17 protein-coding genes are annotated in these 18,668 nt (G+C 71.0%); 5 read left to right on the plus strand and 12 right to left on the minus strand.

Annotated features, from left to right (window positions below; translation table 11 throughout):
• Positions 1-517 precede the first annotated feature (517 nt).
• Positions 518-772: a glucose PTS transporter subunit EIIB gene (locus tag BJP40_RS09155; RefSeq protein ID WP_256220692.1), complete on the minus strand. Its 255-nt coding sequence runs from the start codon at positions 770-772 to the stop codon at positions 518-520.
• Positions 773-965: 193 nt separating this feature from the next.
• On the opposite strand from BJP40_RS09155, the gene BJP40_RS09160 reads away from it, so the two are divergent.
• Positions 966-2,237, plus strand: a complete 1,272-nt coding sequence (locus BJP40_RS09160) for a PTS transporter subunit EIIC (protein WP_071279954.1) — start codon at positions 966-968, stop codon at positions 2,235-2,237.
• A 961-nt stretch (positions 2,238-3,198) separates the two neighbouring features.
• The gene (locus BJP40_RS09165; protein ID WP_071272342.1) at positions 3,199-4,467 is read left to right on the plus strand and encodes a PTS transporter subunit EIIC; all 1,269 of its coding nucleotides are present in this window, start codon (positions 3,199-3,201) and stop codon (positions 4,465-4,467) included.
• 82 nt (positions 4,468-4,549) lie between these two features.
• Here the strand turns inward: BJP40_RS09165 and BJP40_RS09170 are convergent, their stop codons facing one another.
• Entirely contained in the window at positions 4,550-5,302 is a 753-nt protein-coding gene (locus BJP40_RS09170) for an MBL fold metallo-hydrolase (protein ID WP_071272339.1), read from the minus strand.
• A 223-nt stretch (positions 5,303-5,525) separates the two neighbouring features.
• Here BJP40_RS09170 and BJP40_RS09175 point away from each other — a divergent pair, with 223 nt between their 5' ends.
• Positions 5,526-6,026 (plus strand): type II toxin-antitoxin system PemK/MazF family toxin, encoded by a 501-nt coding sequence (locus tag BJP40_RS09175; RefSeq protein WP_071279955.1) that lies wholly within the window; start codon positions 5,526-5,528, stop codon positions 6,024-6,026.
• 73 nt (positions 6,027-6,099) lie between these two features.
• Here BJP40_RS09175 and BJP40_RS09180 read toward each other — a convergent pair whose 3' ends face one another.
• The 8 genes from BJP40_RS09180 to clpS form a co-directional block, all read right to left on the minus strand.
• Positions 6,100-7,050, minus strand: a complete 951-nt coding sequence (locus tag BJP40_RS09180) for a PLP-dependent cysteine synthase family protein (RefSeq protein WP_071279956.1) — start codon at positions 7,048-7,050, stop codon at positions 6,100-6,102.
• Positions 7,050-7,328, minus strand: coding sequence for a MoaD/ThiS family protein (locus BJP40_RS09185; RefSeq protein WP_071272330.1), 279 nt, complete (start codon positions 7,326-7,328; stop codon positions 7,050-7,052). The genes BJP40_RS09180 and BJP40_RS09185 overlap by 1 nt, the downstream gene beginning before the upstream one ends.
• Positions 7,329-7,449: 121 nt before the next feature.
• Positions 7,450-7,566, minus strand: a complete 117-nt coding sequence (locus BJP40_RS36250; RefSeq protein ID WP_319020100.1) for a putative leader peptide — start codon at positions 7,564-7,566, stop codon at positions 7,450-7,452.
• 110 nt (positions 7,567-7,676) lie between these two features.
• Positions 7,677-8,099, minus strand: coding sequence for a Mov34/MPN/PAD-1 family protein (locus BJP40_RS09190; protein ID WP_071279957.1), 423 nt, complete (start codon positions 8,097-8,099; stop codon positions 7,677-7,679).
• Positions 8,100-8,188: 89 nt separating this feature from the next.
• The gene (locus tag BJP40_RS09195; protein WP_071279958.1) at positions 8,189-9,622 is read right to left on the minus strand and encodes an amino acid permease; all 1,434 of its coding nucleotides are present in this window, start codon (positions 9,620-9,622) and stop codon (positions 8,189-8,191) included.
• 374 nt (positions 9,623-9,996) lie between these two features.
• Positions 9,997-11,511, minus strand: a complete 1,515-nt coding sequence (locus BJP40_RS09200) for a sodium:alanine symporter family protein (protein WP_071272321.1) — start codon at positions 11,509-11,511, stop codon at positions 9,997-9,999.
• A gap of 457 nt (positions 11,512-11,968) precedes the next feature.
• Positions 11,969-12,568, minus strand: coding sequence for a DUF2017 domain-containing protein (locus BJP40_RS09205; protein WP_071272318.1), 600 nt, complete (start codon positions 12,566-12,568; stop codon positions 11,969-11,971).
• A complete protein-coding gene (gene clpS / locus BJP40_RS09210) occupies positions 12,568-12,882 on the minus strand; it encodes an ATP-dependent Clp protease adapter ClpS (protein ID WP_071272315.1) in 315 nt (104 codons plus the stop codon). Before clpS ends, BJP40_RS09205 begins: the two co-directional genes overlap by 1 nt.
• Before the next feature lie 97 nt (positions 12,883-12,979).
• Here clpS and BJP40_RS09215 point away from each other — a divergent pair, with 97 nt between their 5' ends.
• The gene (locus BJP40_RS09215) at positions 12,980-14,317 is read left to right on the plus strand and encodes a nicotinate phosphoribosyltransferase (protein WP_071279959.1); all 1,338 of its coding nucleotides are present in this window, start codon (positions 12,980-12,982) and stop codon (positions 14,315-14,317) included.
• A gap of 281 nt (positions 14,318-14,598) precedes the next feature.
• Positions 14,599-15,186 carry an isochorismatase family protein gene (locus tag BJP40_RS09220; RefSeq protein WP_071272309.1) on the plus strand — a complete coding sequence of 196 codons (588 nt, stop codon included), beginning with the start codon at positions 14,599-14,601 and terminating at the stop codon, positions 15,184-15,186.
• Between the two features lie 6 nt (positions 15,187-15,192).
• Here BJP40_RS09220 and BJP40_RS09225 read toward each other — a convergent pair whose 3' ends face one another.
• Together BJP40_RS09225 and BJP40_RS09230 are read right to left on the minus strand one after the other, a co-directional pair.
• On the minus strand, positions 15,193-15,492 hold the full coding sequence (locus BJP40_RS09225; RefSeq protein WP_071279960.1) for a hypothetical protein: 300 nt from the start codon (positions 15,490-15,492) through the stop codon (positions 15,193-15,195).
• A 121-nt stretch (positions 15,493-15,613) separates the two neighbouring features.
• Positions 15,614-18,055, minus strand: coding sequence for an immune inhibitor A domain-containing protein (locus BJP40_RS09230; RefSeq protein WP_071279961.1), 2,442 nt, complete (start codon positions 18,053-18,055; stop codon positions 15,614-15,616).
• Positions 18,056-18,668 lie beyond the last annotated feature (613 nt).

Below are 18,668 nucleotides of genomic sequence, written 5' to 3' on the forward strand. Positions count from 1 at the left end.
GTGACGGGGGCGCGGTGAGGCGGAAGGGGCACCCGTCCCAACGCCGGGCGACGGCCCTCGCCGGGGGCGGGGCGGGGCCCTGCCAGGCCGCCGGGTCCTTGCTGCGAGACCGTACCGCCCCTTACCGCGGCTTGCCGAGGGTCAGATCGTCGTCAGCCGCATCAAGGACGGCACCTACGCGCCGGGCTCCCGCGCGCCGTCGACATGGGAACGGGCTACCGAGCTCGGCGTCATTGCGTCGTCGACCAGCCGGAAGGCACTGGCGCACCTGCGTCGTGAGGGCCGGCTGCGGGGCGAGACGGGCATCGGCACGTTCGCCGCCGACCAGCCGCCCGCCGACGGCCCCGGGCGTGGCGAGCCCACCGGCTGAACTGCCGCCAATGCACTGGGGCCCGACCGGCGAGCGGTCGGGCCCCAGCAGGTGTACGCAGGTCCGCAGCACGTCCCATACCCATTTCGTACGGGAGGTGCCGGGAGCCCGGGACGGAGTCCGGTGCGGGTCACCGGACCGCCGTCGTCACATCATGTCTTCGATCTCCGCGGCGATGGGGTCGGCGTCCGTGCCGATGACGACCTGGATCGCGGTGCCCATCTTGACGACGCCGTGGGCGCCGGCGGCCTTCAGCGCGGCCTCGTCGACCAGGTCGGGGTCGTTGACCTCGGTGCGCAGGCGGGTGATGCAGCCTTCGACCTCTTCGATGTTGTCGAGGCCGCCGAGCCCGGCGACGATCTTCTCAGCCTTGCTGGCCATGTGTTTCTCCCTGTGTTCCAAGAGCGCAGTCTCGGCGCGCCGTAGGCCCGCTTTTGTCACGGTAACTCACGGTTGGCCCATCTACGCGGGCGGGCTGCCGCCCCGTCACGGATCATGACGATCATCGGCGCCCCACCCACGGCCGGGCTTCGGGAGCCTACCGCACTGGTCTACACCAGTCTGCCTGTTCCGTCGTGGTTTCCGGGAGGTCCCGATGAGCACGGAGGGTGCACCGAGCGCCGCGGCCCCGCGGAGGTCCAAGCGGAGCGCGCTGTTCCAAGGTTTGCAGAAGGTGGGGCGCAGCCTTCAGCTGCCGGTGGCGGTGCTGCCCGCGGCCGGCCTGCTGGTGAGCCTCGGAAACCTGTTCTCGGCCTACCTGGACGGCGACTTCTGGGACACGACGTCGGACGTCCTGCTCCAGGGCGGCACGGCGATCCTGGACGGCTCGTTCGGGCTGCCGCTGCTCTTCTGCATCGGCGTGGCGATCGGGTTCGCCAAGAAGGCCGACGGCTCGACGGCGCTGGCGGCGGTGGTGGGCTTCCTCGTCTACGACGGGGTGCTGAGGGCGTTCCCGCAGGAGGGGACGGTCACCCCCGAGGTGCCGGAAGGGGTGCCGCAGAACCCCGGGGTACTGGGCGGCATCCTCATCGGGCTGCTGACGGCGGTGGTGTGGCAGCGGTACCACCGGACGAAGCTGGTGGACTGGCTGGGCTTCTTCAACGGGCGGCGCCTGGTGCCGATCCAGATGGCGTTCCTCGGCGTGGTGCTGGGCGTGCTCTTCGGACTGCTGTGGGAACCGGTCGGCGAGGGACTGGAGTGGTTCGCCCGGCAGTTGATCGGCCTGGGGGCGTGGGGCGCGGCGATCTTCGGAGTGGCGAACCGGCTCCTCATCCCGGTGGGCATGCACCAGTTCATCAACACGTTCTTCTGGTTCCAGGCGGGCGAGTACACCACGCCGGACGGGACAGTGGTGCAGGGCGACCTGACGCGGTTCTTCGCCGAGGACCCCACGGCGGGGCAGTTCATGTCGGGCTTCTTCCCGATCATGATGTTCGGCCTGCCCGCGGCGGCGCTCGCGATCACCCACACGGCGCGCCCGGAACGACGGCACGAGATCGCGGGCCTGATGGCGTCGGTGGCGCTGACCTCGTTCGTGACCGGGGTGACGGAGCCGATCGAGTTCTCGTTCATGTTCGCGGCGCCGCTGCTGTACGGGCTGCACGCGCTGCTCACGGGCGCGTCGATGGCGGTGACGTGGGGGCTCGGGGTGCACGCGGGCTTCAGCTTCTCGGCGGGGCTGATCGACTACGTCGTGAACTGGCACCTGGACACCAAACCGTGGCTGATCATCCCGATCGGGCTCGTCTTCGCCGTCGTGTACTACGTGGTGTTCCGGTTCGCTATCACGTTCTTCGACCTGAAGACGCCGGGGCGGGAGCCGCCGGAGGTCGAGGCGGCGATCGAGCGGGACACCACCAAGCCCTGAGGACGGACGCCCCGCAGGCCACGGCGGCCGCCCGCGGGGCGCGCCCCCGCACGACGGGCGGCAGGCGCGGGCGGCCCCCACCGGCACGTCCGCGGTGCAGCGGCGGACCCGGGTGCCGTCGGCCCTTTCGGGGCGCAGCGGCGCGGCGGGCTCCGGAGGCAGGACCCACACAGGTACGAGGGCGGCGCGGCCGACGGCCCCCGGGCGCAGGCACAGGCCGAGGCGGGCACCCCCGGACGCAGCGCCCCTCCGCGACACGGCAGGGAACCGAGGCACGGGCGGGTCCAGGCGCAGCAGGCTTCTGCGACACGACAGGCACCCCGGCACGCGGACCCCGCAGCCCGGCGCGCCTCCGCGACACGGCGGGGAGGCGAGGCACGGCGGCCCCAGGCGCAGCAGGCTTCTGCGACACGACGGGCACCCCGGCACGCGGACCCCGCAGCCCGGCGCGCCTCCGCGACACGGCGGGGAGGCGAGGCGTGGGGCGGGCAGGTGCCCGCCCCGATGGCGCGCGGGCAGGCGGTGCGGCCACCGGCACGCGGTCCGTGTCGGCGCCTCCGCCGCGTGCCGTCGGCATCACCTCCCCCGACCGGCACCGCCGGCCGCACCGAAGGCCGTTCCGGCCCGACCGGCCACCGCCGTCATCAAGCCGTGACCCTCGGCCGGGACGCGGAACGGGCAGCGGGCGCCGGGCCGGGCAGGAGGGTCGCACCGTGCCGGACCAGGGCTTTGCGGCCCTGGTGTCAGGGGCCGCAGGGCAGGTGTCAGGGGTGCGCACGGACCGTAGAGGTCACATCACGATTTCACAGGTTCCTTATCTATCCCCCACCGTGCTACAACAGGTCTACACCAGTAATGGTGTAGACCACGCGGCCATGTCCCCGTGCCGCGCACCCCCTTGAGACGCCGCCGTCCCCCGTTGTTTCCTTCCGGGCGGCGCCTTGCCCACTGGAGGAAGTTGATGTCCACGGCCAGCACCGCCCCCGCGGCGGAGCAGAACAAGAAGGGCCCGGGCGCGATGGCTGTCCTGCAGCGCATCGGCCGCAGCCTCATGCTGCCGGTCGCCGTGCTGCCGGCCGCCGCCCTGCTGGTGCGCTTCGGTCAGCCCGACATGCTCGGCAGGGAGTCGTTCCCGACCTTCATCAACAAGATCGCAGGCTACATGGCCGCGGGCGGCGGCGCGCTGCTCGACAACATGGCGCTGCTCTTCGCGGTCGGCATCGCGATCGGCTTCGCGAAGAAGTCGGACGGCTCGACCGCGCTCGCCGCCGTCACCGGTTACCTCGTCTTCAAGAGCGTGCTCGGCACCTTCACCGACAGCAACCTGCCGAAGAAGGAAGCCATCGTCGACGGCAAGATCGTCATGGTGGAGCAGGCGGTCGACGCCAAGGTGCTCGGCGGCGTGGTCATGGGCATCATCGTGGCCCTGCTGTACCAGCGCTTCTACCGGACGAAGCTGCCGGACTGGGCGGGCTTCTTCGGCGGACGCCGACTCGTCCCGATCCTCTCCGCGTTCGCGGGTCTGCTCGCCGGCATCGTCTTCGGCCTGATCTGGCCGTGGCTCGGCGCGGGTCTGCACTGGCTGGGCGAGAGCCTGGTGAGCTCCGGTGCCGTCGGCGCGGGCATCTTCGGTGTCGCCAACCGCGCGCTCATCCCGGTCGGCATGCACCACCTGCTGAACTCCTTCCCGTGGCTCCAGGCCGGCGAGTTCGACGGCAAGACCGGCGACATCGCCCGCTTCCTGGCCGGTGACCCGACCGCGGGCCAGTTCATGACCGGCTTCTTCCCGATCATGATGTTCGCCCTTCCGGCGGCCTGCCTCGCCATCGTCCACTGCGCCCGCCCCGAGCGCCGCAAGGTCGTCGGCGGCATGATGTTCTCGCTCGCGCTGACCTCGTTCGTCACCGGTGTCACCGAGCCGATCGAGTTCACGTTCATGTTCATCGCCCCGGTGCTGTACGCGATCCACGCGCTGCTGACCGGTGTGTCCATGGCGCTGACCTGGGCGCTGGGCATGAAGGACGGCTTCGGCTTCTCGGCCGGCGCCATCGACTACCTGCTCAACTGGGGCATCGCCACCAACCCCGCGGGCCTCGCCCTGGTGGGTCTGTGCTTCGCGGCGGTGTACTACGCGGTGTTCCGCTTCGCGATCATCAAGTTCAACCTGCCGACGCCGGGCCGCGAGTCCGACGAGGAGCTGGCCGAACTGCAGAAGGCCGAGGCCAAGTAGGCCGCGGCGGCCACCGCTGACGGGGGAGGGCCCCGGGATCCGCAGGGATCCCGGGGCCCTCCCCCGTTCGGCGTGGCACGGGCTACAGCTCGTACACCGCGCCGGGCCTGGCCAGTTCGGCGGGGCCGGCGTACACGGCGCGGGCGTCGGCCAGGTTCCGCTCGCCGTCCGTCCACGGCGGGATGTGGGTGAGCACCAGCCGCTTCACGCCGGCGCGCGCGGCGTGCAGGCCCGCTTCCCGGCCGTTGAGGTGCAGCTCGGGGATGTCCTCCTTGCCGTGCGTGAAGGACGCCTCGCACAGGAACAGGTCGGCGTCCGCCGCCAGGGTGTCGAGGGCGTCGCACACACCGGTGTCCCCGGAGTACGTCAGGACCTTGCCGCCGTGCTCGATGCGGATGCCGTACGCCTCGACGGGGTGGCACACCCGTTCCGTGCGCACCGTGAAGGGGCCGATCTCGAAGGGCCCGGACTTCAGGGTGTGGAAGTCGAAGACCTCGCTCATGGAGGTGGCGGACGGGGTGTCCGCGTACGCCGTCGTCAGCCGCTGCTCGGCGCCCTCGGGGGCGTACACGGGCATCGCGTCGCAGCGGCCGCCCTCGTGGCGGTAGTAGCGGGCCACGAAGTACGCGCACATGTCAATGCAGTGGTCGGCGTGCAGATGGCTCAGGAAGATCGCGTCGAGGTCGTAGAGACCGCAGTGGCGCTGCAACTCGCCGAGGGCGCCGTTGCCCAGGTCGAGGAGCAGCCGGAAGCCGTCGGCCTCCACGAGGTAGCTCGAGCAGGCCGAGTCCGCGGACGGGAACGACCCGGAGCAGCCGACGACGGTGAGCTTCATGGAGCGTGAACCTCCGTGAACGACGCGGGACGGGAGCAGGGAAGCGCTTCCCGGGGGGAGCGCTGGAGGGGAGGTCGTGCGGTGCGACGAGCGTACGGCTCGGAAACGCGGGGCGCTCCTCCGCGACGGCCCGTTGTGGGGGAACTCACCTGCGCTGTCACCGGTTCGGAGGTGCGCGGCCCCGCCGGGCGGAGCGCGCGGCGGAACGGTAACGTCCGGAGGCATGGACACGTCCTGGTGGCTGGCGCTCGGCGCCGTCGTGGTGATCGCCCTGGTGGCGGCCGTGGCCGACGGCTGGGGCCGGAGCGGTGCGGGGGCGCGGCGCAGGCCCGCGCGGCGGCCCGGCGGACGGACCCGTCCCCCGGCACGGCCCGCGGACCGGCCCGGGGGCGGGCGCCCCGCTCCGGAGCGGCGGCCGGAGCCGGGGGAGATCTGGTGGGCGGACGTGCCGTTCGAGGACGGCCCGGGCTCGAAGGACCGGCCGTGCCTGGTCCTGTCCGTGCGGGGCGACGTGGCGCTCGTCGCCAAGATCACCAGCAAGTACCGGCCCGAGCGGCCCGGGGTGATCGCGCTGCCGCCGGGCTCCGTGGGCGACGCGCGGGGGCGGGCCGGGTTCCTGGAGACGGACGAGCTGCGGAACGTCCCGCTGTGGGACTTCCGCCGCCGCGTGGGATCGGTGGACCCGCTGGTCTGGGACCAGGTACGCCACCTGGCGGCGGGCTAGCGCGGTACGCGGCGAGTCGACCGCCCCGCGGGACGGTCGACTCGGCATGGCGGTGCTCCTCCGTGGACGGGCGTCACGCCCAGAGCTGTCCCTGGAGGGTCTCGATGGCGGCCTCCGTGGTGGGAGCGGTGTAGACGCCGGTCGACAGGTACTTCCAGCCCCCGTCGGCGACGACGAAGACGATGTCCGCGGGCTCGCCCGCCTTCAGGGCCTTGCGGCCGACGCCGATCGCGGCGTGCAGGGCCGCGCCGGTGGAGACGCCCGCGAAGATCCCCTCCTGCTGGAGGAGCTCGCGGGTGCGGGTCACCGCGTCGTCGGAGCCGACCGAGAAGCGGGTGGTCAGCACGGACGCGTCGTACAGCTCGGGCACGAAGCCCTCGTCCAGGTTGCGCAGGCCGTAGACGAGGTCGTCGTAGCGCGGCTCCGCGGCGACGATGCGGACGTCGGGCTTGTGCTCCCGCAGGTAGCGGCCGACGCCCATGAGGGTGCCCGTGGTGCCGAGGCCGGCGACGAAGTGGGTGATGGAGGGGAGGTCGGCGAGGATCTCCGGTCCGGTCGTGGCGTAGTGGGCGGCGGCGTTGTCCGGGTTGCCGTACTGGTAGAGCATCACCCAGTCGGGGTTCTGGCCGGCGAGCTCCTTCGCGACCCGCACGGCCGTGTTGGAGCCGCCGGCGGCCGGGGAGGAGATGATCTCCGCGCCCCACATCGCCAGGAGGTCGCGGCGCTCCTGGGACGTGTTCTCGGGCATCACGCACACGATGCGGTAGCCCTTGAGCCTCGCCGCCATCGCCAGGGAGATGCCGGTGTTGCCGGAGGTCGGCTCCAGGATGGTGCAGCCCGGGGTGAGCCGGCCGTCCTTCTCCGCCTGCTCGATCATGTAGAGGGCGGGGCGGTCCTTGACGGAGCCGGTGGGGTTGCGGTCCTCCAGCTTGGCCCAGATGCGCACGTCGTCCGAGGGGGACAGGCGCGGCAGCCGGACCAGCGGGGTGTTCCCGACGGCGGCGAGGGGGCTGTCGTACCGCATCAGCGCATTCCGCCGGCCACGGCCGGGAGGATCGTGACGTTGTCGCCGTCGGACAGCTTGGTGGAGATGCCGTCCAGGAAGCGGACGTCCTCGTCGTTCAGGTACACGTTCACGAAGCGGCGCAGCTCGCCGCCGTCCACGATCCGCTCCTGGATTCCGGAGTGGCGGGTCTCCAGGTCGGCGAACAGCTCGGCGAGGGTGTCGCCGCTGCCCTCGACGGACTTGGCGCCGTCGGTGTGGGTGCGGAGGATGGTCGGGATGCGGACCTCGATGGCCATGACGTGGGCTCCTGTGGAAGGCGGCGGAAAGGGCGGGACGTGCGGGTGCGGCGCCGTGCGCCCTGGTCGGGCCGCGTGCGGCGCGGTGCGTGGGAGTGGTCGGTACGCGTCTGGCCGCGGCTCAGGCGGCGGCGCCGTGCTGACACATGGCGCTGGCGAGGCGGCACAGGTCGACGTGCAGCCGCGCCACGAGCAGGACGGTGCCCGGCGTCTGTTCGCTCACGTCGAGGGAAACCATGCGCTCATCGTAACGATTCCCGGTCGCCCCACCAGAGTGTGATCTCGCATCGCGGACGGTGCCCGCTCGCCATGCGGACGGCTGTCCGGCGGGGCGCAGGTCAGGTCGGGTCAGTACGCCTCGACGACCACGACCTCTTCCTCGGTGATCTCGCCGTCCACGATGCGGAACGAGCGGAACTGGAAGGGTCCGGCGTCATCGGTGTCCGCCGTGGACACCAGCACGTAGTGGGCGCCGGGCTCGTTCGCGTACGAGACGTCGGTGCGGGACGGGTACGCCTCGGTCGCCGTGTGCGAGTGGTAGATCACGACCGGCTCCTCGTCGCGGTCGTCCATCTCGCGGTACAGCTTCAGCAGGTCGCCGGAGTCGAACTCGTAGAACGTGGGCGAGCGGGCGGCGTTCAGCATCGGGACGAAACGCTCGGGGCGGTCGGTGCCGGCCGGGCCCGCGACCACGCCGCAGGCCTCGTCGGGGTGGTCGGCGCGGGCGTGCGCGACGATCTGGTCGTACAGGGCCCGTGTGATGGTCAGCATGGGGTTCAGGATAAGCAGACCGGCCCGCCCGTACCGAGGGGCGGTACAGGCGGGCCCAGATGCTGGACACCGTCGGGGGGCGAGGCCGTTCAGCGCTTGCGGAACGCGGCGTTCTCGGGGCTGCGGGACCTCAGCGTCAGGTACGCGGCGCCGAGCAGGGCGCCCCACACCGGGGCGCAGTAGAGCGACACCCGGGACTGGGCGTCGACGGCCATGAGCACGAGGACGAGGCCGAGGAAGGCGAGCGCGAACCAGCTGGTCCAGGGCGCGCCGGGGGCCCGGAACGAGGACCGCGGCAGCTCGCCGCGGTCGGCGCGGGCGCGGTAGCGGAGGTGGCAGACGAGGATCATGATCCATGCCCACATGCCGGACACGGTGGCGAAGGACACGACCTTCTCGAAGGCGTCGCCGGGCCACCGGTAGTTGATCCACACGCCGACGAGCATCAGGGCCGCGGAGAAGGTGGTGCCGACCAGCGGTGTGCCGGACTTCGTGAGGCGGGTGAAGAGCCTCGGGCCCTGACCGTTGAGCGCGAGGTCGCGCAGCATGCGGCCGGTGGAGTACATGCCGGAGTTGCAGGAGGACAGGGCGGCGGTGAGCACCACGAAGTTCACGAGGGCGGCGCCGACGCCGAGGCCCATCTTCTCGAAGGCGGCGACGAACGGGGAGACGCCCGGCTGGAACTCGCTCCACGGCACCACGGAGAGGATCATGACCAGCGCGCCGACGTAGAAGACGGCGATGCGCCACGGAACGGTGTTGATGGCCTTGGGCAGGGTCGTCCCGGGGTCCTTTGACTCGCCCGCGGTGACGCCGACCAGTTCGACGGCGAGGAAGGCGAACATCACGATCTGCAGGGTCATGAGGGTGCCGCCGACGCCCTGCGGGAAGAAGCCGCCGTCGGCCCACAGGTGGCTGACGGACGCGGTGTCGCCGGCATCGGAGAAGCCGAGCGTGAGGATGCCGGCGCAGATCAGGATCATGCCGATGATGGCGGTGACCTTCACCATCGAGAACCAGAACTCCAGCTCGCCGAAGAGCTTCACGGAGATCAGGTTCGCCGCGTACAGGACGACGGTGAAGGCGAGCGCGGACAGCCACTGGGGGATGTCCCACCAGTACGTCATGTAGGTCGCGGCGGCGGTCACCTCCGTGATGCCGGTGACGACCCAGAAGAGCCAGTACGTCCAGCCGGTGGCGAAACCGGCGAACGGGCCGACGAACTCGCGGGCGTACTCGGAGAACGAGCCGGACACCGGGCGGTACATGAGGAGCTCGCCCAGGGCCCGCATGATGAAGAAGATGACGAGGCCGGCCAGGGCGTAGGCCAGGACGAGGCTCGGGCCCGCCTTGGATATCGCGGTGCCCGCACCGAGGAAGAGGCCGGTGCCGATGGCGCCGCCGATGGCGATCATCTGGATCTGGCGGGCGCCCAGCGCCCGCTGGTACCCCTCGCCTCCGCCGTCGCCCTCCGCGGCGGCCGCGGTGCCGTGGTGCTGTGTCTCGACCTTCGCTGAGGTCATGGTCGTGGTGCGCCTTTCTCCGCGCTGGTCCCCCCCGGAACATGGCTTGGAGTGCCGCCGGCGATCGGCCGGCCGTGGCGCCCCCGGAAGACAGGGGTGGCGTCCCCGGGCGGTCGTGCAGATGTATCACGGTTGTCCGCATATCGGACGCGGGTCTCCGTGGGACCCTGTGGCCCAGCGCACAGCCAGAACGCACCAGAACCGCACGACCAGGGGCGAAAGGGGTGCGGATCCATGAACAGATCTTTGTGCGGAGTTGAGCGTCCGCTGAGCGAACGGCTGCCGGCCGTCCCGGCACGCGGGAGCGCCCCCGCCCCGCCGTGGATGGCGGTGCGGGGGCGCTCGTCGTGCGGTGCGGGAGAGCGGCGCCGGGGTCAGAGGACCTTGGCGGGCTCCTCCTCCTGCTCCACCGGCTCCTCGCCGGCCTTGCGGCGGCGGACGAACTCCAGGAAGGAGTCGAGCTCCTTCTTGACGATCGGGGCGAGCAGGTACAGACCGATGATGTTGATCACGGCGAGCATGAAGAGCACCGAGTCGGCCAGGGAGATCAGCGCGTCCAGGGACATCAGCGAGCCGAGGATGGCGATCAGCGAGTAGAGCACCTTGAAGGTGGTCTCACTGGCCTTGCTGCGGCCGAACATGTGGGTCCAGGCCTTGAGGCAGTAGTAGCCCCAGGTGATCAGCGTGGAGAAGGCGAACAGCAGCACCGCGAGGGTCAGGATCCACGGGAAGAACGGCATCACGGTGGCGAAGGCGTCCGAGGTGATGGTGACGCCGCCGATGCTCTCGCCCTCACGGGCCTGCAGCCAGCTGTCCGGGCGGGCGATGACGATGGTCAGCGCGGTCATGGTGCAGATGACGACGGTGTCGATGAACGGCTCCAGCAGGGCGACCAGGCCCTCGGAGGCGGGGTGCTTCGTCTTGACCGCGGAGTGGGCGATCGGGGCGGAGCCGAGACCGGCCTCGTTGGAGAACGCGGCGCGCTTGAAACCGACGATCAGGGCACCGATGACACCACCGGCGACGCCCTTCGGGCTGAAGGCCTCGGTGATGATCTGCGAGACGGCGGCGGGCAGCTCGGTGACGTTGGCCAGGATGACGACCAGGCAGGCCACGATGTAGATGCCGGCCATGACCGGGACCAGCAGGCTGGTGACCTTGGCGACCGAGCGGAGGCCGCCGAGCAGGACCAGGCCGACCAGGGCGGCGATCAGGATGCCGAAGAACAGCGCGTAGGTGGAGGAGGCACCGCCGGTGGTGGCGGACAGCTGGCTGTAGCTCTGGTTGACCTGGAAGAGGTTGCCGCCGAAGAGGCCGAAGAAGAGGACCATGACGGCGGCGGCGAAGGCGAGCACCTTGCCGGCGGTCTTGGCGCCGTCGCCGAAGCGGTCGACGAGGCCCTTGCGCAGGTAGTGCATCGGGCCACCGGAGACGGTGCCGTCCTCGTGGACCTCGCGGTACTTCACACCGAGGGTGACCTCGACGAACTTCGACGCCATGCCGAGCAGGCCGCAGAGGATCATCCAGAAGGTGGCGCCCGGGCCACCGATGGAGACGGCGACCGCCACACCCGCGATGTTGCCGAGGCCGACGGTGCCGGAGACGGCGGCGGTCAGGGCCTGGAAGTGGTTGACCTCGCCGTGCGAGCCCTTCTCGTCGTACTTCCCGCGCACGACGTCGATCGCGAGCCGGAACTTCCGGACCTGGACGAACCCGAACCAGGCCGTGAAGACAAGACCAGCGACGACGAGCCAGGCGACGATCAGGGGCAGCTCGGTGCCGCCGACGGGCACCGAGTAGAAGACGATTTCGCCGACTTTGTCGGCGATGGGCTGGACGATATCGCTGACTGCTGTGTCGATGGTCTTGGCGATGGAGTCGAGAGACATCTGACTACCTCAATGGCGCAGGGGGCTGCTGGGCTGTGCCCGGCAGTGAGGGGTGCGGGTTGAGCGAACGCCGTTGTCCGTTCCGGCGACGTGCGGTCCTGACCGCCCGCGGACTCGGACGACGTGGATCACACAGGTCGTGCAGCGGCCGGTAGGGGCCGGCCCCCTCCACGGCGCGGCAGGGTTGGGCCGCTGTGGAGTTGCGAAGTTTTACCACGTGTTTCACTGATCGTTGAGTGACGCAGGTCACACCCAGACGTCCGAAACCCGCGAGTAGCCGGAGAAGCGCAGGAGCGGTGATGCGATCGTTATGCGGAATCCGTCGTCCGGCCAGCGGACGCGGCGCGTCCGCCGAAAAGGCGGTAGGCGACGGCCCTGACCTGCACCTCTTACGTTCTTCTTACACGTAAAAAGGGTGCGCCGGACCGAGGAAATACAGGCTCGTACGAGGGATCGTCTACGAAATAAGCGTCTCGACGAGCGTTTCCTGAAGGATGCCCAGCCAGAGGTACGCCATCACCATCGGTTTGCGGGGATCGCTGTCCGGTAGTCGGTACAGGCCGCTGCTCTCGTCCTCGTCGGTGACGTCGAGGCGGGTGCCGATGGTGAGCCTCAGGTCGTTGAGCGCGCCGAGCCAGTGCCGCGACTGCTCGGGGGTCAGCTCCAGCCGGCCGCCGGCCCGCCCGTCGCGCACCAGGCCGTCCAGGCTGCGCACGACCGCGAGCGCGTCCTGCCGCTTGCGGGACCGCAGGTCGTTCTCGGTGAAGCGGCGGAACTCGGCGGAGGCAGCGCGCAGCTCCGGGTCCTCGTCGGCCGCCTCCGCGCCGGGCTCCCCGTACGCGTCGGGGAACAGCCGGGCCAGCGCGGGGTCGGACGGCGGCTCGCTCGGGCCGTCCTGGAACAGTGCGGCGAGCGGGTCCTCGCCCTCGGCCGGTTCGTCACCCGGCCCGATCAGCTCCAGCAACTGCACCGCGAGCGACCGCAGGATGGAGACCTCGACCTCGTCCAGAGACACGGCCGCGCCACCACCGGGCAGCGCCTCGAAGTTGCCGCTCATCAGCCGCGGTCCTGGGAGAGCGTCGCCCACAGCCCGTAGCCGTGCATCGCCTGCACGTCGCGCTCCATCTCCTCGCGGGTGCCGCTGGAGACCACGGCACGGCCCTTGTGGTGCACGTCCAGCATCAGCTTGTGCGCCTTGTCCTTGGAGTAGCCGAAGTACGTCTGGAAGACGTAGGTCACGTAGCTCATGAGGTTGACCGGGTCGTTGTGGACGATCGTCACCCACGGCACGTCGGGTTCGGCGACGGCGAAGCTCTCTTCCGCCGGTGCGGTGCGTTCGGTCTCAAGGGGAGCAACACTCACTCCGCCCATGCTGCCACCCGGGGTGGGGGGCCGCACAAACGGGCTCCTCGGAGCGGGTGCACGGAGAAATCGTCACTCTGACGAGTATTCGGGGTACGATCCCGCCATGAACGCTGCGGACCTTGGGCTCGGGCTGCCGGTGGAGGTCCCCTCCACCGCCCTCTTCACCGACCAGTACGAGCTGACCATGCTCCAGTCCGCCCTGCGGGGCGGCACCGCCGACCGGCGCTCCGTCTTCGAGGTCTTCACCCGCCGCCTGCCCGAGGGGCGCCGCTACGGGGTGGTGGCCGGCACCGGACGCGTCCTGGACGCGATCGAGAACTTCCGCTTCGACCCGGCCGTCCTGGCGTTCCTGCGGGAGCGGGAGGTCGTGGACGAGGCCACGCTCGCCTGGCTGGCCGGCTACCGCTTCGGCGGGGACGTCTGGGGCTACCCCGAGGGCGAGGTGTACTTCCCCGGCTCCCCGATCCTGCGCGTGGAGGGGTCGTTCGCGGAGTGCGTGCTGCTGGAGACCGTGATCCTCTCCATCCTCAACCACGACTCCGCCATCGCGGCCGCCGCGTCCCGGATGTCCGCCGCCGCCGGCGGCCGCGGGCTGATCGAGATGGGCGCGCGGCGCACCCACGAGCTGGCCGCGGTGGCGGCGGCGCGGGCCGCCTACGTGGGCGGCTTCGACTCCACGTCCGACCTGGCGGCCGGGTTCCGCTACGGCATCCCCACCGTGGGCACCTCCGCGCACGCCTTCATCCTGCTGCACGACACCGAGCGGGACGCCTTCCGCGTGCAGGTCGAGGCGCTGGGGCGGGGCACGACCCTGCTGGTCGACACCTACGACGTGGCGGAGGCGGTGCGGACGGCCGTCGAGGTCGCCGGACCCGGCCTCGGCGCGGTGCGGATCGACTCCGGCGACCTGCTGCTGGTCGCGCACCGGGTGCGGCAGCAGCTCGACGCGCTCGGGGCGCGGGACACCCGGATCGTGGTCACCTCCGACCTCGACGAGTACGCCATCGCGTCGCTCGCGGCCGCGCCCGTGGACGCGTACGGGGTGGGCACGCAGCTGGTGACCGGCAGCGGCCACCCGACGTGCTCGATGGTGTACAAGCTGGTCGCCCGCGCCGAGTCGGCGGACCCGGCGGCGCCGCTGCGCCCGGTGGCGAAGAAGTCCCTCGGCGGGAAGGCGTCGGCGGGCGGCCGCAAGTGGGCGGCGCGGCGGGTCGACGCGGACGGCGTCGCCGAGGCGGAGGTGGTCGGGACGGGTCCGGTGCCGCCGCAGCTGCTGGACCGCCAGGTGCAGGTGCGGCTCGTGAAGGCGGGCGAGGTGGTCGCGCGCGAGCCACTGGCCGCGGCCCGGGACCGGCACGTGGCGGCCCGCGCGTCCCTGCCGCTGTCGGCGGTGCAGCTGTCCCGCGGCGAACCGGTGCTGCCCACGGAGTCCGTCTCCTGACCGGCGGCCCGCCTGGTGCGCCGGGGCACGGCCCGTCTGCCGGCCCGCCCGGCGGGCGGTGTGACCGGTCAGGCGGCCCGCACGGCCGCGGGGCCGGGCAGCGGACCGCGGGCGCGCGGGCCGGCCCCGTGCGCTGCCGGGCCGCCGGCCCGCGCCGGACTCCCGTGGGGTGCTCTCCCGCCGGGGAGGGGAAGTCCCTACCCTCGGAACCATCCCCGTACGTCCCCGTCCCCGTACACCCGACGAGCCATCGACCGCTCCCCCACCGAAGGACAACCGCCATGCACCGCGCATTGATCGTCGTCGACGTTCAGAACGACTTCTGCGAGGGCGGCAGCCTCGCGGTGGCCGGGGGCGCGGACGTCGCCGCCGCCATCACGGACCTCGTCGGCGAGACCGCCGGAGTCGTGTACCAGCACGTCGTCGCCACCCGCGACCACCACGTCGACCCGGGCGACCACTTCGCCGACCGGCCGGACTTCGTGCGCAGCTGGCCCCCGCACTGCGTGGCCGGCACGGAGGGCGTCGGCTTCCACCCGAACTTCGCGCCCGCCATCGCCTCCGGCGCCGTGGACGCCGTCTTCGACAAGGGCGCCTACGCGGCCGCGTACAGCGGCTTCGAGGGCGCCGACGAGAACGGGGTGCCGCTGGCCGAGTGGCTGCGGGCGCACGGCGTCGAGGAGGTCGACGTCGTCGGCATCGCCACGGACCACTGCGTCCGCGCGACCGCGCTGGACGCCGCCGCCGAGGGGTTCCGCACGCACGTGCTGCTGGACCTGACGGCGGGCGTCGCCCAGGAGACGACGCAGAAGGCCCTGGAGGAGCTGCGGACCGCCGGGGTGCGGCTCAGCGGCAAGCCGGTGGTGTGAGGCCGCTCAGGGCCGTATCAGGGCCCCTATGGGGTGCCACAGCTCCAGGGCCCGGCTCGGGGTGGTGCGCCACAGCAGCCCCTCGGGGTGGTGGAGCACCGCGGTGACCTCGTCCGGGGTCGGCGGGTGGGTGTTGCCCCGCAGGTAGGCCCGCAGCCCGAGGTTGCGCAGCCGGGTCAGGGCGCGCGAGCGGTTCGCGGCGTGGACGAGTATCCGTACGGTGACGCCCTCGGCCGCCGGGCTGGGCAGGCTCAGGGCCACCACCACGCTGCCTCCCGGCAGCTTGCAGAAACCACCACCAGGCACGGCGATGCCTCCCCCGTTGCGATGCGTGTCAATAAGAGTCGGTCAGGTGCACCTAAACACGATCGGCCGCCGCCCGCTAGAGGGCGACGGCCGATCATGCGTTGACCTGCGGTGATGCGGTCTACTTGGTGGACGGACCCACCTGGACGGTGATCGTCTGGCCGCTGTACGGCTGCTTGACGATGGCGATCCGGGTGTTGGTGTCAGTTACCTTGACGCTGGCCCGCGGGTTCTCCTCGGTCCAGTAGACGCCCTTGCGGTCGTCGAAGACCGGGACGCCCGCGTGGTTGCGGACGCGCTGCTTCACGCCCTCCTTGTGGAGGGTGAGGCCCTGGTAGCGGAACCGGCTGAAGGTGGAGTCGTACGCCTGGATGCGGTTGCGCATCAGGGTGCCGTCCTTCCACTTCAGCGGCTCGGGGTTGGCGTCGATCGGGAGGATCAGGCCCTCACCGGGGTGGACGGCCGTGTTGTTGTCGTTCTGGGAGGTGTCCCACTTCCAGATCAGCAGACCGGTCTGGTACGGGTAGTGCTCCACCCAGTCGTCCTTCGAGCCGATGAAGCCGAAGTTGTACGGGCCGACCTTGAGGGTCGCGTCGTACGAGACGTACTGGCGGTTCTCCGCGATGTAGTACTGGGCGTACTCGTCGGAGATCGCCTCACCGATGCGGGAGAAGCCGTTGGCGGTCCAGCCGGCGGCCTCGGACTCGGCGTCGTCGGCGAAGAGCTCGGCGCCGTCCGCGACGATCTTGATGTTGTCGGCCGCGAAGCCCTTCTCCGCGACACCGCCGTCCGTCAGGTAGCGGAAGCGGAGGTCGACCTTCTTGCCGGCGTAGGCGTCGAGGCCGTAGACCAGCTTCTTGTGGCCCTCGGAGTGACCGGTCAGCGCCGGGGCGCCGCTCGCGTCCTTCGTGATGGGCGCGCCGTCGGCGGTGCCGTCCAGGGCGTTCCAGGTGGCGCCGCCGTCCGTGGAGACCTCGGCGTACAGGTAGTCGTAGTCCGCCTCGATCTCCCACCAGCCGTCGAGCGACAGCTCGGCCGACGACTTGCCCGTCAGGTCGACGGAGCGGGTGAGGGTGTTCTTCAGGTCGTCACCCATGTTGCTCCACCACTGCATGGAGCCCTGGGCCGGCTTGACGATCGGGGTGGTGACGTGCTTCTTGGGCAGCTCGACGACCAGCGCCTGCGGGTTCTTGGTGTTGTACTCCGCGACGCCCAGCTTGTGCTTCGACTTGGTGCCGGCCTTGGCCTTCTCGTAGTTCAGCCAGCCCAGCTGCAGCTTGTCCCAGGCGGTCATGTCGCCCGGCATGTCGCCGATGCTGTCCTTGCCGGTGCCCAGCCAGGAACCGGAGGACATCAGGGACCAGAAGCCCGTGGAGTTCTCCGCGCCCGGAGCGCCGGAGGTGTCGTACAGGTCGGGCAGGCCGAGGTCGTGGCCGTACTCGTGCGCGAAGACGCCGAGGCCGCCGTTCTCCGGCTGGACGGTGTAGTCGCCGACCCAGATGCCGGTGTCGCCGATCTGGGCGCCGCCCGCCTTGTTGTGCTCCGGGCCCGTCTTGCCGACGCTGGTGCCGTACGCGTACCAGCGGTGCGCCCACACGGCGTCGCCGCCCTGCGCGCCGCCGCCGGCCGACTCGTCCTCACCGGCGTGGACGATCTGGAAGTGGTCGATGTAGCCGTCGGACTCGTTGAAGTCGCCGTCGGCGTCGAAGTCGTAGCGGTCCCACTTGTCGTACTGGGACAGCGCCGCCTTGATCTCCTCGGCGGACTTGCCCGCGGCCTTCTGCTGCTCGGCCCAGGCGTTCACACCGTCGCGGACGAGGTCCCACACGTTGGCGCAGTTGGACTGGCCGCAGTAGTTGGAGCCGTAACGGGCCTCGTTGTAGTCGACCTTGACCCAGTCGGTGACGGTGCCCTCGACCGAGTAGCGGCCGGAGGACTGGCGCTCGTAGTACGTCTTCAGCGAGTGCTTCTGACGGCCCTTGGCGTCCTTGCCCTCACCGAAGTACAGGTCCTGGAAGTGCTCCTGGCTGTAGTCCTCCTGCCAGGCCGTGGAGTTGTCCTTCGAGCGGTCCGGCTTCGCTATCTGGTTGTGCAGCGGGCCGGGCGTGCCGCCGTACTTCGGCTTCGGCTCGTCGGTGTCGTCGTCCTTGCGGTCGACGAGGGTCTCGTTGTCGACCTTGTCGCCGAACTCGACCAGGATGGTGAAGATGCGGTCGGTCTTCTCCCGCGCCAGCTCGACGTACTTCTTGTTGTCGAGCTTGACGACCTGGGAGCCGCCGCGGCGCTGCACGGTGGACTCGCCGGACAGCACCTGCTCCAGGGCGGCCTCGCGCGCCTTGGCCTGCTGCTCGCTGAACGGGCCCTTGAGGTCGTGGTCGACGTGACCGGCCTTGTCGTGCGCGTGGCCCTCCTCGACCGCGCCCGGTGCCGGATCGTGCCGCTCGATGCCCGTGTCCGGGCGGTTGTCGGCCTGTGCCGTGGTGAACGCTCCGGCGGTGGCGGCGGTCGCGGCCAGGGCCACGAGCACCGCGGAGGCGCGGAACGCCCGTCGTCTGTTGGTCACTTGTTTGTTTCCTCCCCTGCGCACCGCAACCGCGGATGGGGGGTCACGTGATAATCCGCGTGCGGTCGCGCGCCACAAGTGACGACATTCGACCGGACGGACGCCAGAAAAGATAGTCTTGACTTGGACAGGCCAACTGCCCTATGTGGACACGCCAATCCGCATACCGGACAGGGGAGTCGGGGGCGCACGAGGGGCGCACGAGGGACCGGCAAGGGTTCGCGCAAGGCTCCCGTGAGGGTGTGCGGACGCCGCCCCCCGGAGCCTCCCCCCGTCCGGCACGGCAGGTCCCCTCGCTACGGGATGCGCCCCCGTGCTTCCGCACGGTGGGTCAGGTCACGCTTACCGCCCGTTCCTCGGGGGCATCCAGCGGCGTAGAGTCGCCCACCAGTGCGACCGCGTTGCGAGACTCCACCACCCGAGGACGGAAAACCGCCATGCCGCGTCCGACCGCCGCATCTCTCGCCTACGGTTCGGCCACCGTCGTCGGCACGACCGTCGCCCTGGTCGTCCTGCTGCGCCCCGCGCCCGGTCCCGGTGTCGCGCTGGTCGGCACCGCCGCCGTCGGCCCCGCCCGCGGGGGCGCCGACTTCGGCAGCGCCACCCCGCCCGA

The sequence above is a fragment of the Streptomyces sp. CC53 genome, assembly GCF_001865245.1.
Classification (GTDB): domain Bacteria; phylum Actinomycetota; class Actinomycetes; order Streptomycetales; family Streptomycetaceae; genus Streptomyces.

Bases quoted from the DNA above. Each gene is read 5' to 3' on its own strand.
- BJP40_RS09185 (WP_071272330.1), bottom strand. From the start codon at position 7,328: ATGGCCATCGAGGTCCGCATCCCGACCATCCTCCGCACCCACACCGAC.
- BJP40_RS09215 (WP_071279959.1), top strand. From the start codon at position 12,980: ATGAACGCTGCGGACCTTGGGCTCGGGCTGCCGGTGGAGGTCCCCTCC.
- BJP40_RS09220 (WP_071272309.1), top strand. From the start codon at position 14,599: ATGCACCGCGCATTGATCGTCGTCGACGTTCAGAACGACTTCTGCGAG.
- BJP40_RS09190 (WP_071279957.1), bottom strand. From the start codon at position 8,099: ATGCTGACCATCACACGGGCCCTGTACGACCAGATCGTCGCGCACGCC.
- BJP40_RS09200 (WP_071272321.1), bottom strand. From the start codon at position 11,511: ATGTCTCTCGACTCCATCGCCAAGACCATCGACACAGCAGTCAGCGAT.
- BJP40_RS09170 (WP_071272339.1), bottom strand. From the start codon at position 5,302: ATGAAGCTCACCGTCGTCGGCTGCTCCGGGTCGTTCCCGTCCGCGGAC.
- BJP40_RS09205 (WP_071272318.1), bottom strand. From the start codon at position 12,568: ATGAGCGGCAACTTCGAGGCGCTGCCCGGTGGTGGCGCGGCCGTGTCT.
- BJP40_RS09180 (WP_071279956.1), bottom strand. From the start codon at position 7,050: ATGCGGTACGACAGCCCCCTCGCCGCCGTCGGGAACACCCCGCTGGTC.
- BJP40_RS36250 (WP_319020100.1), bottom strand. From the start codon at position 7,566: ATGGTTTCCCTCGACGTGAGCGAACAGACGCCGGGCACCGTCCTGCTC.
- BJP40_RS09175 (WP_071279955.1), top strand. From the start codon at position 5,526: ATGGACACGTCCTGGTGGCTGGCGCTCGGCGCCGTCGTGGTGATCGCC.
- clpS (WP_071272315.1), bottom strand. From the start codon at position 12,882: ATGGGCGGAGTGAGTGTTGCTCCCCTTGAGACCGAACGCACCGCACCG.
- BJP40_RS09195 (WP_071279958.1), bottom strand. From the start codon at position 9,622: ATGACCTCAGCGAAGGTCGAGACACAGCACCACGGCACCGCGGCCGCC.
- BJP40_RS09165 (WP_071272342.1), top strand. From the start codon at position 3,199: ATGTCCACGGCCAGCACCGCCCCCGCGGCGGAGCAGAACAAGAAGGGC.
- BJP40_RS09160 (WP_071279954.1), top strand. From the start codon at position 966: ATGAGCACGGAGGGTGCACCGAGCGCCGCGGCCCCGCGGAGGTCCAAG.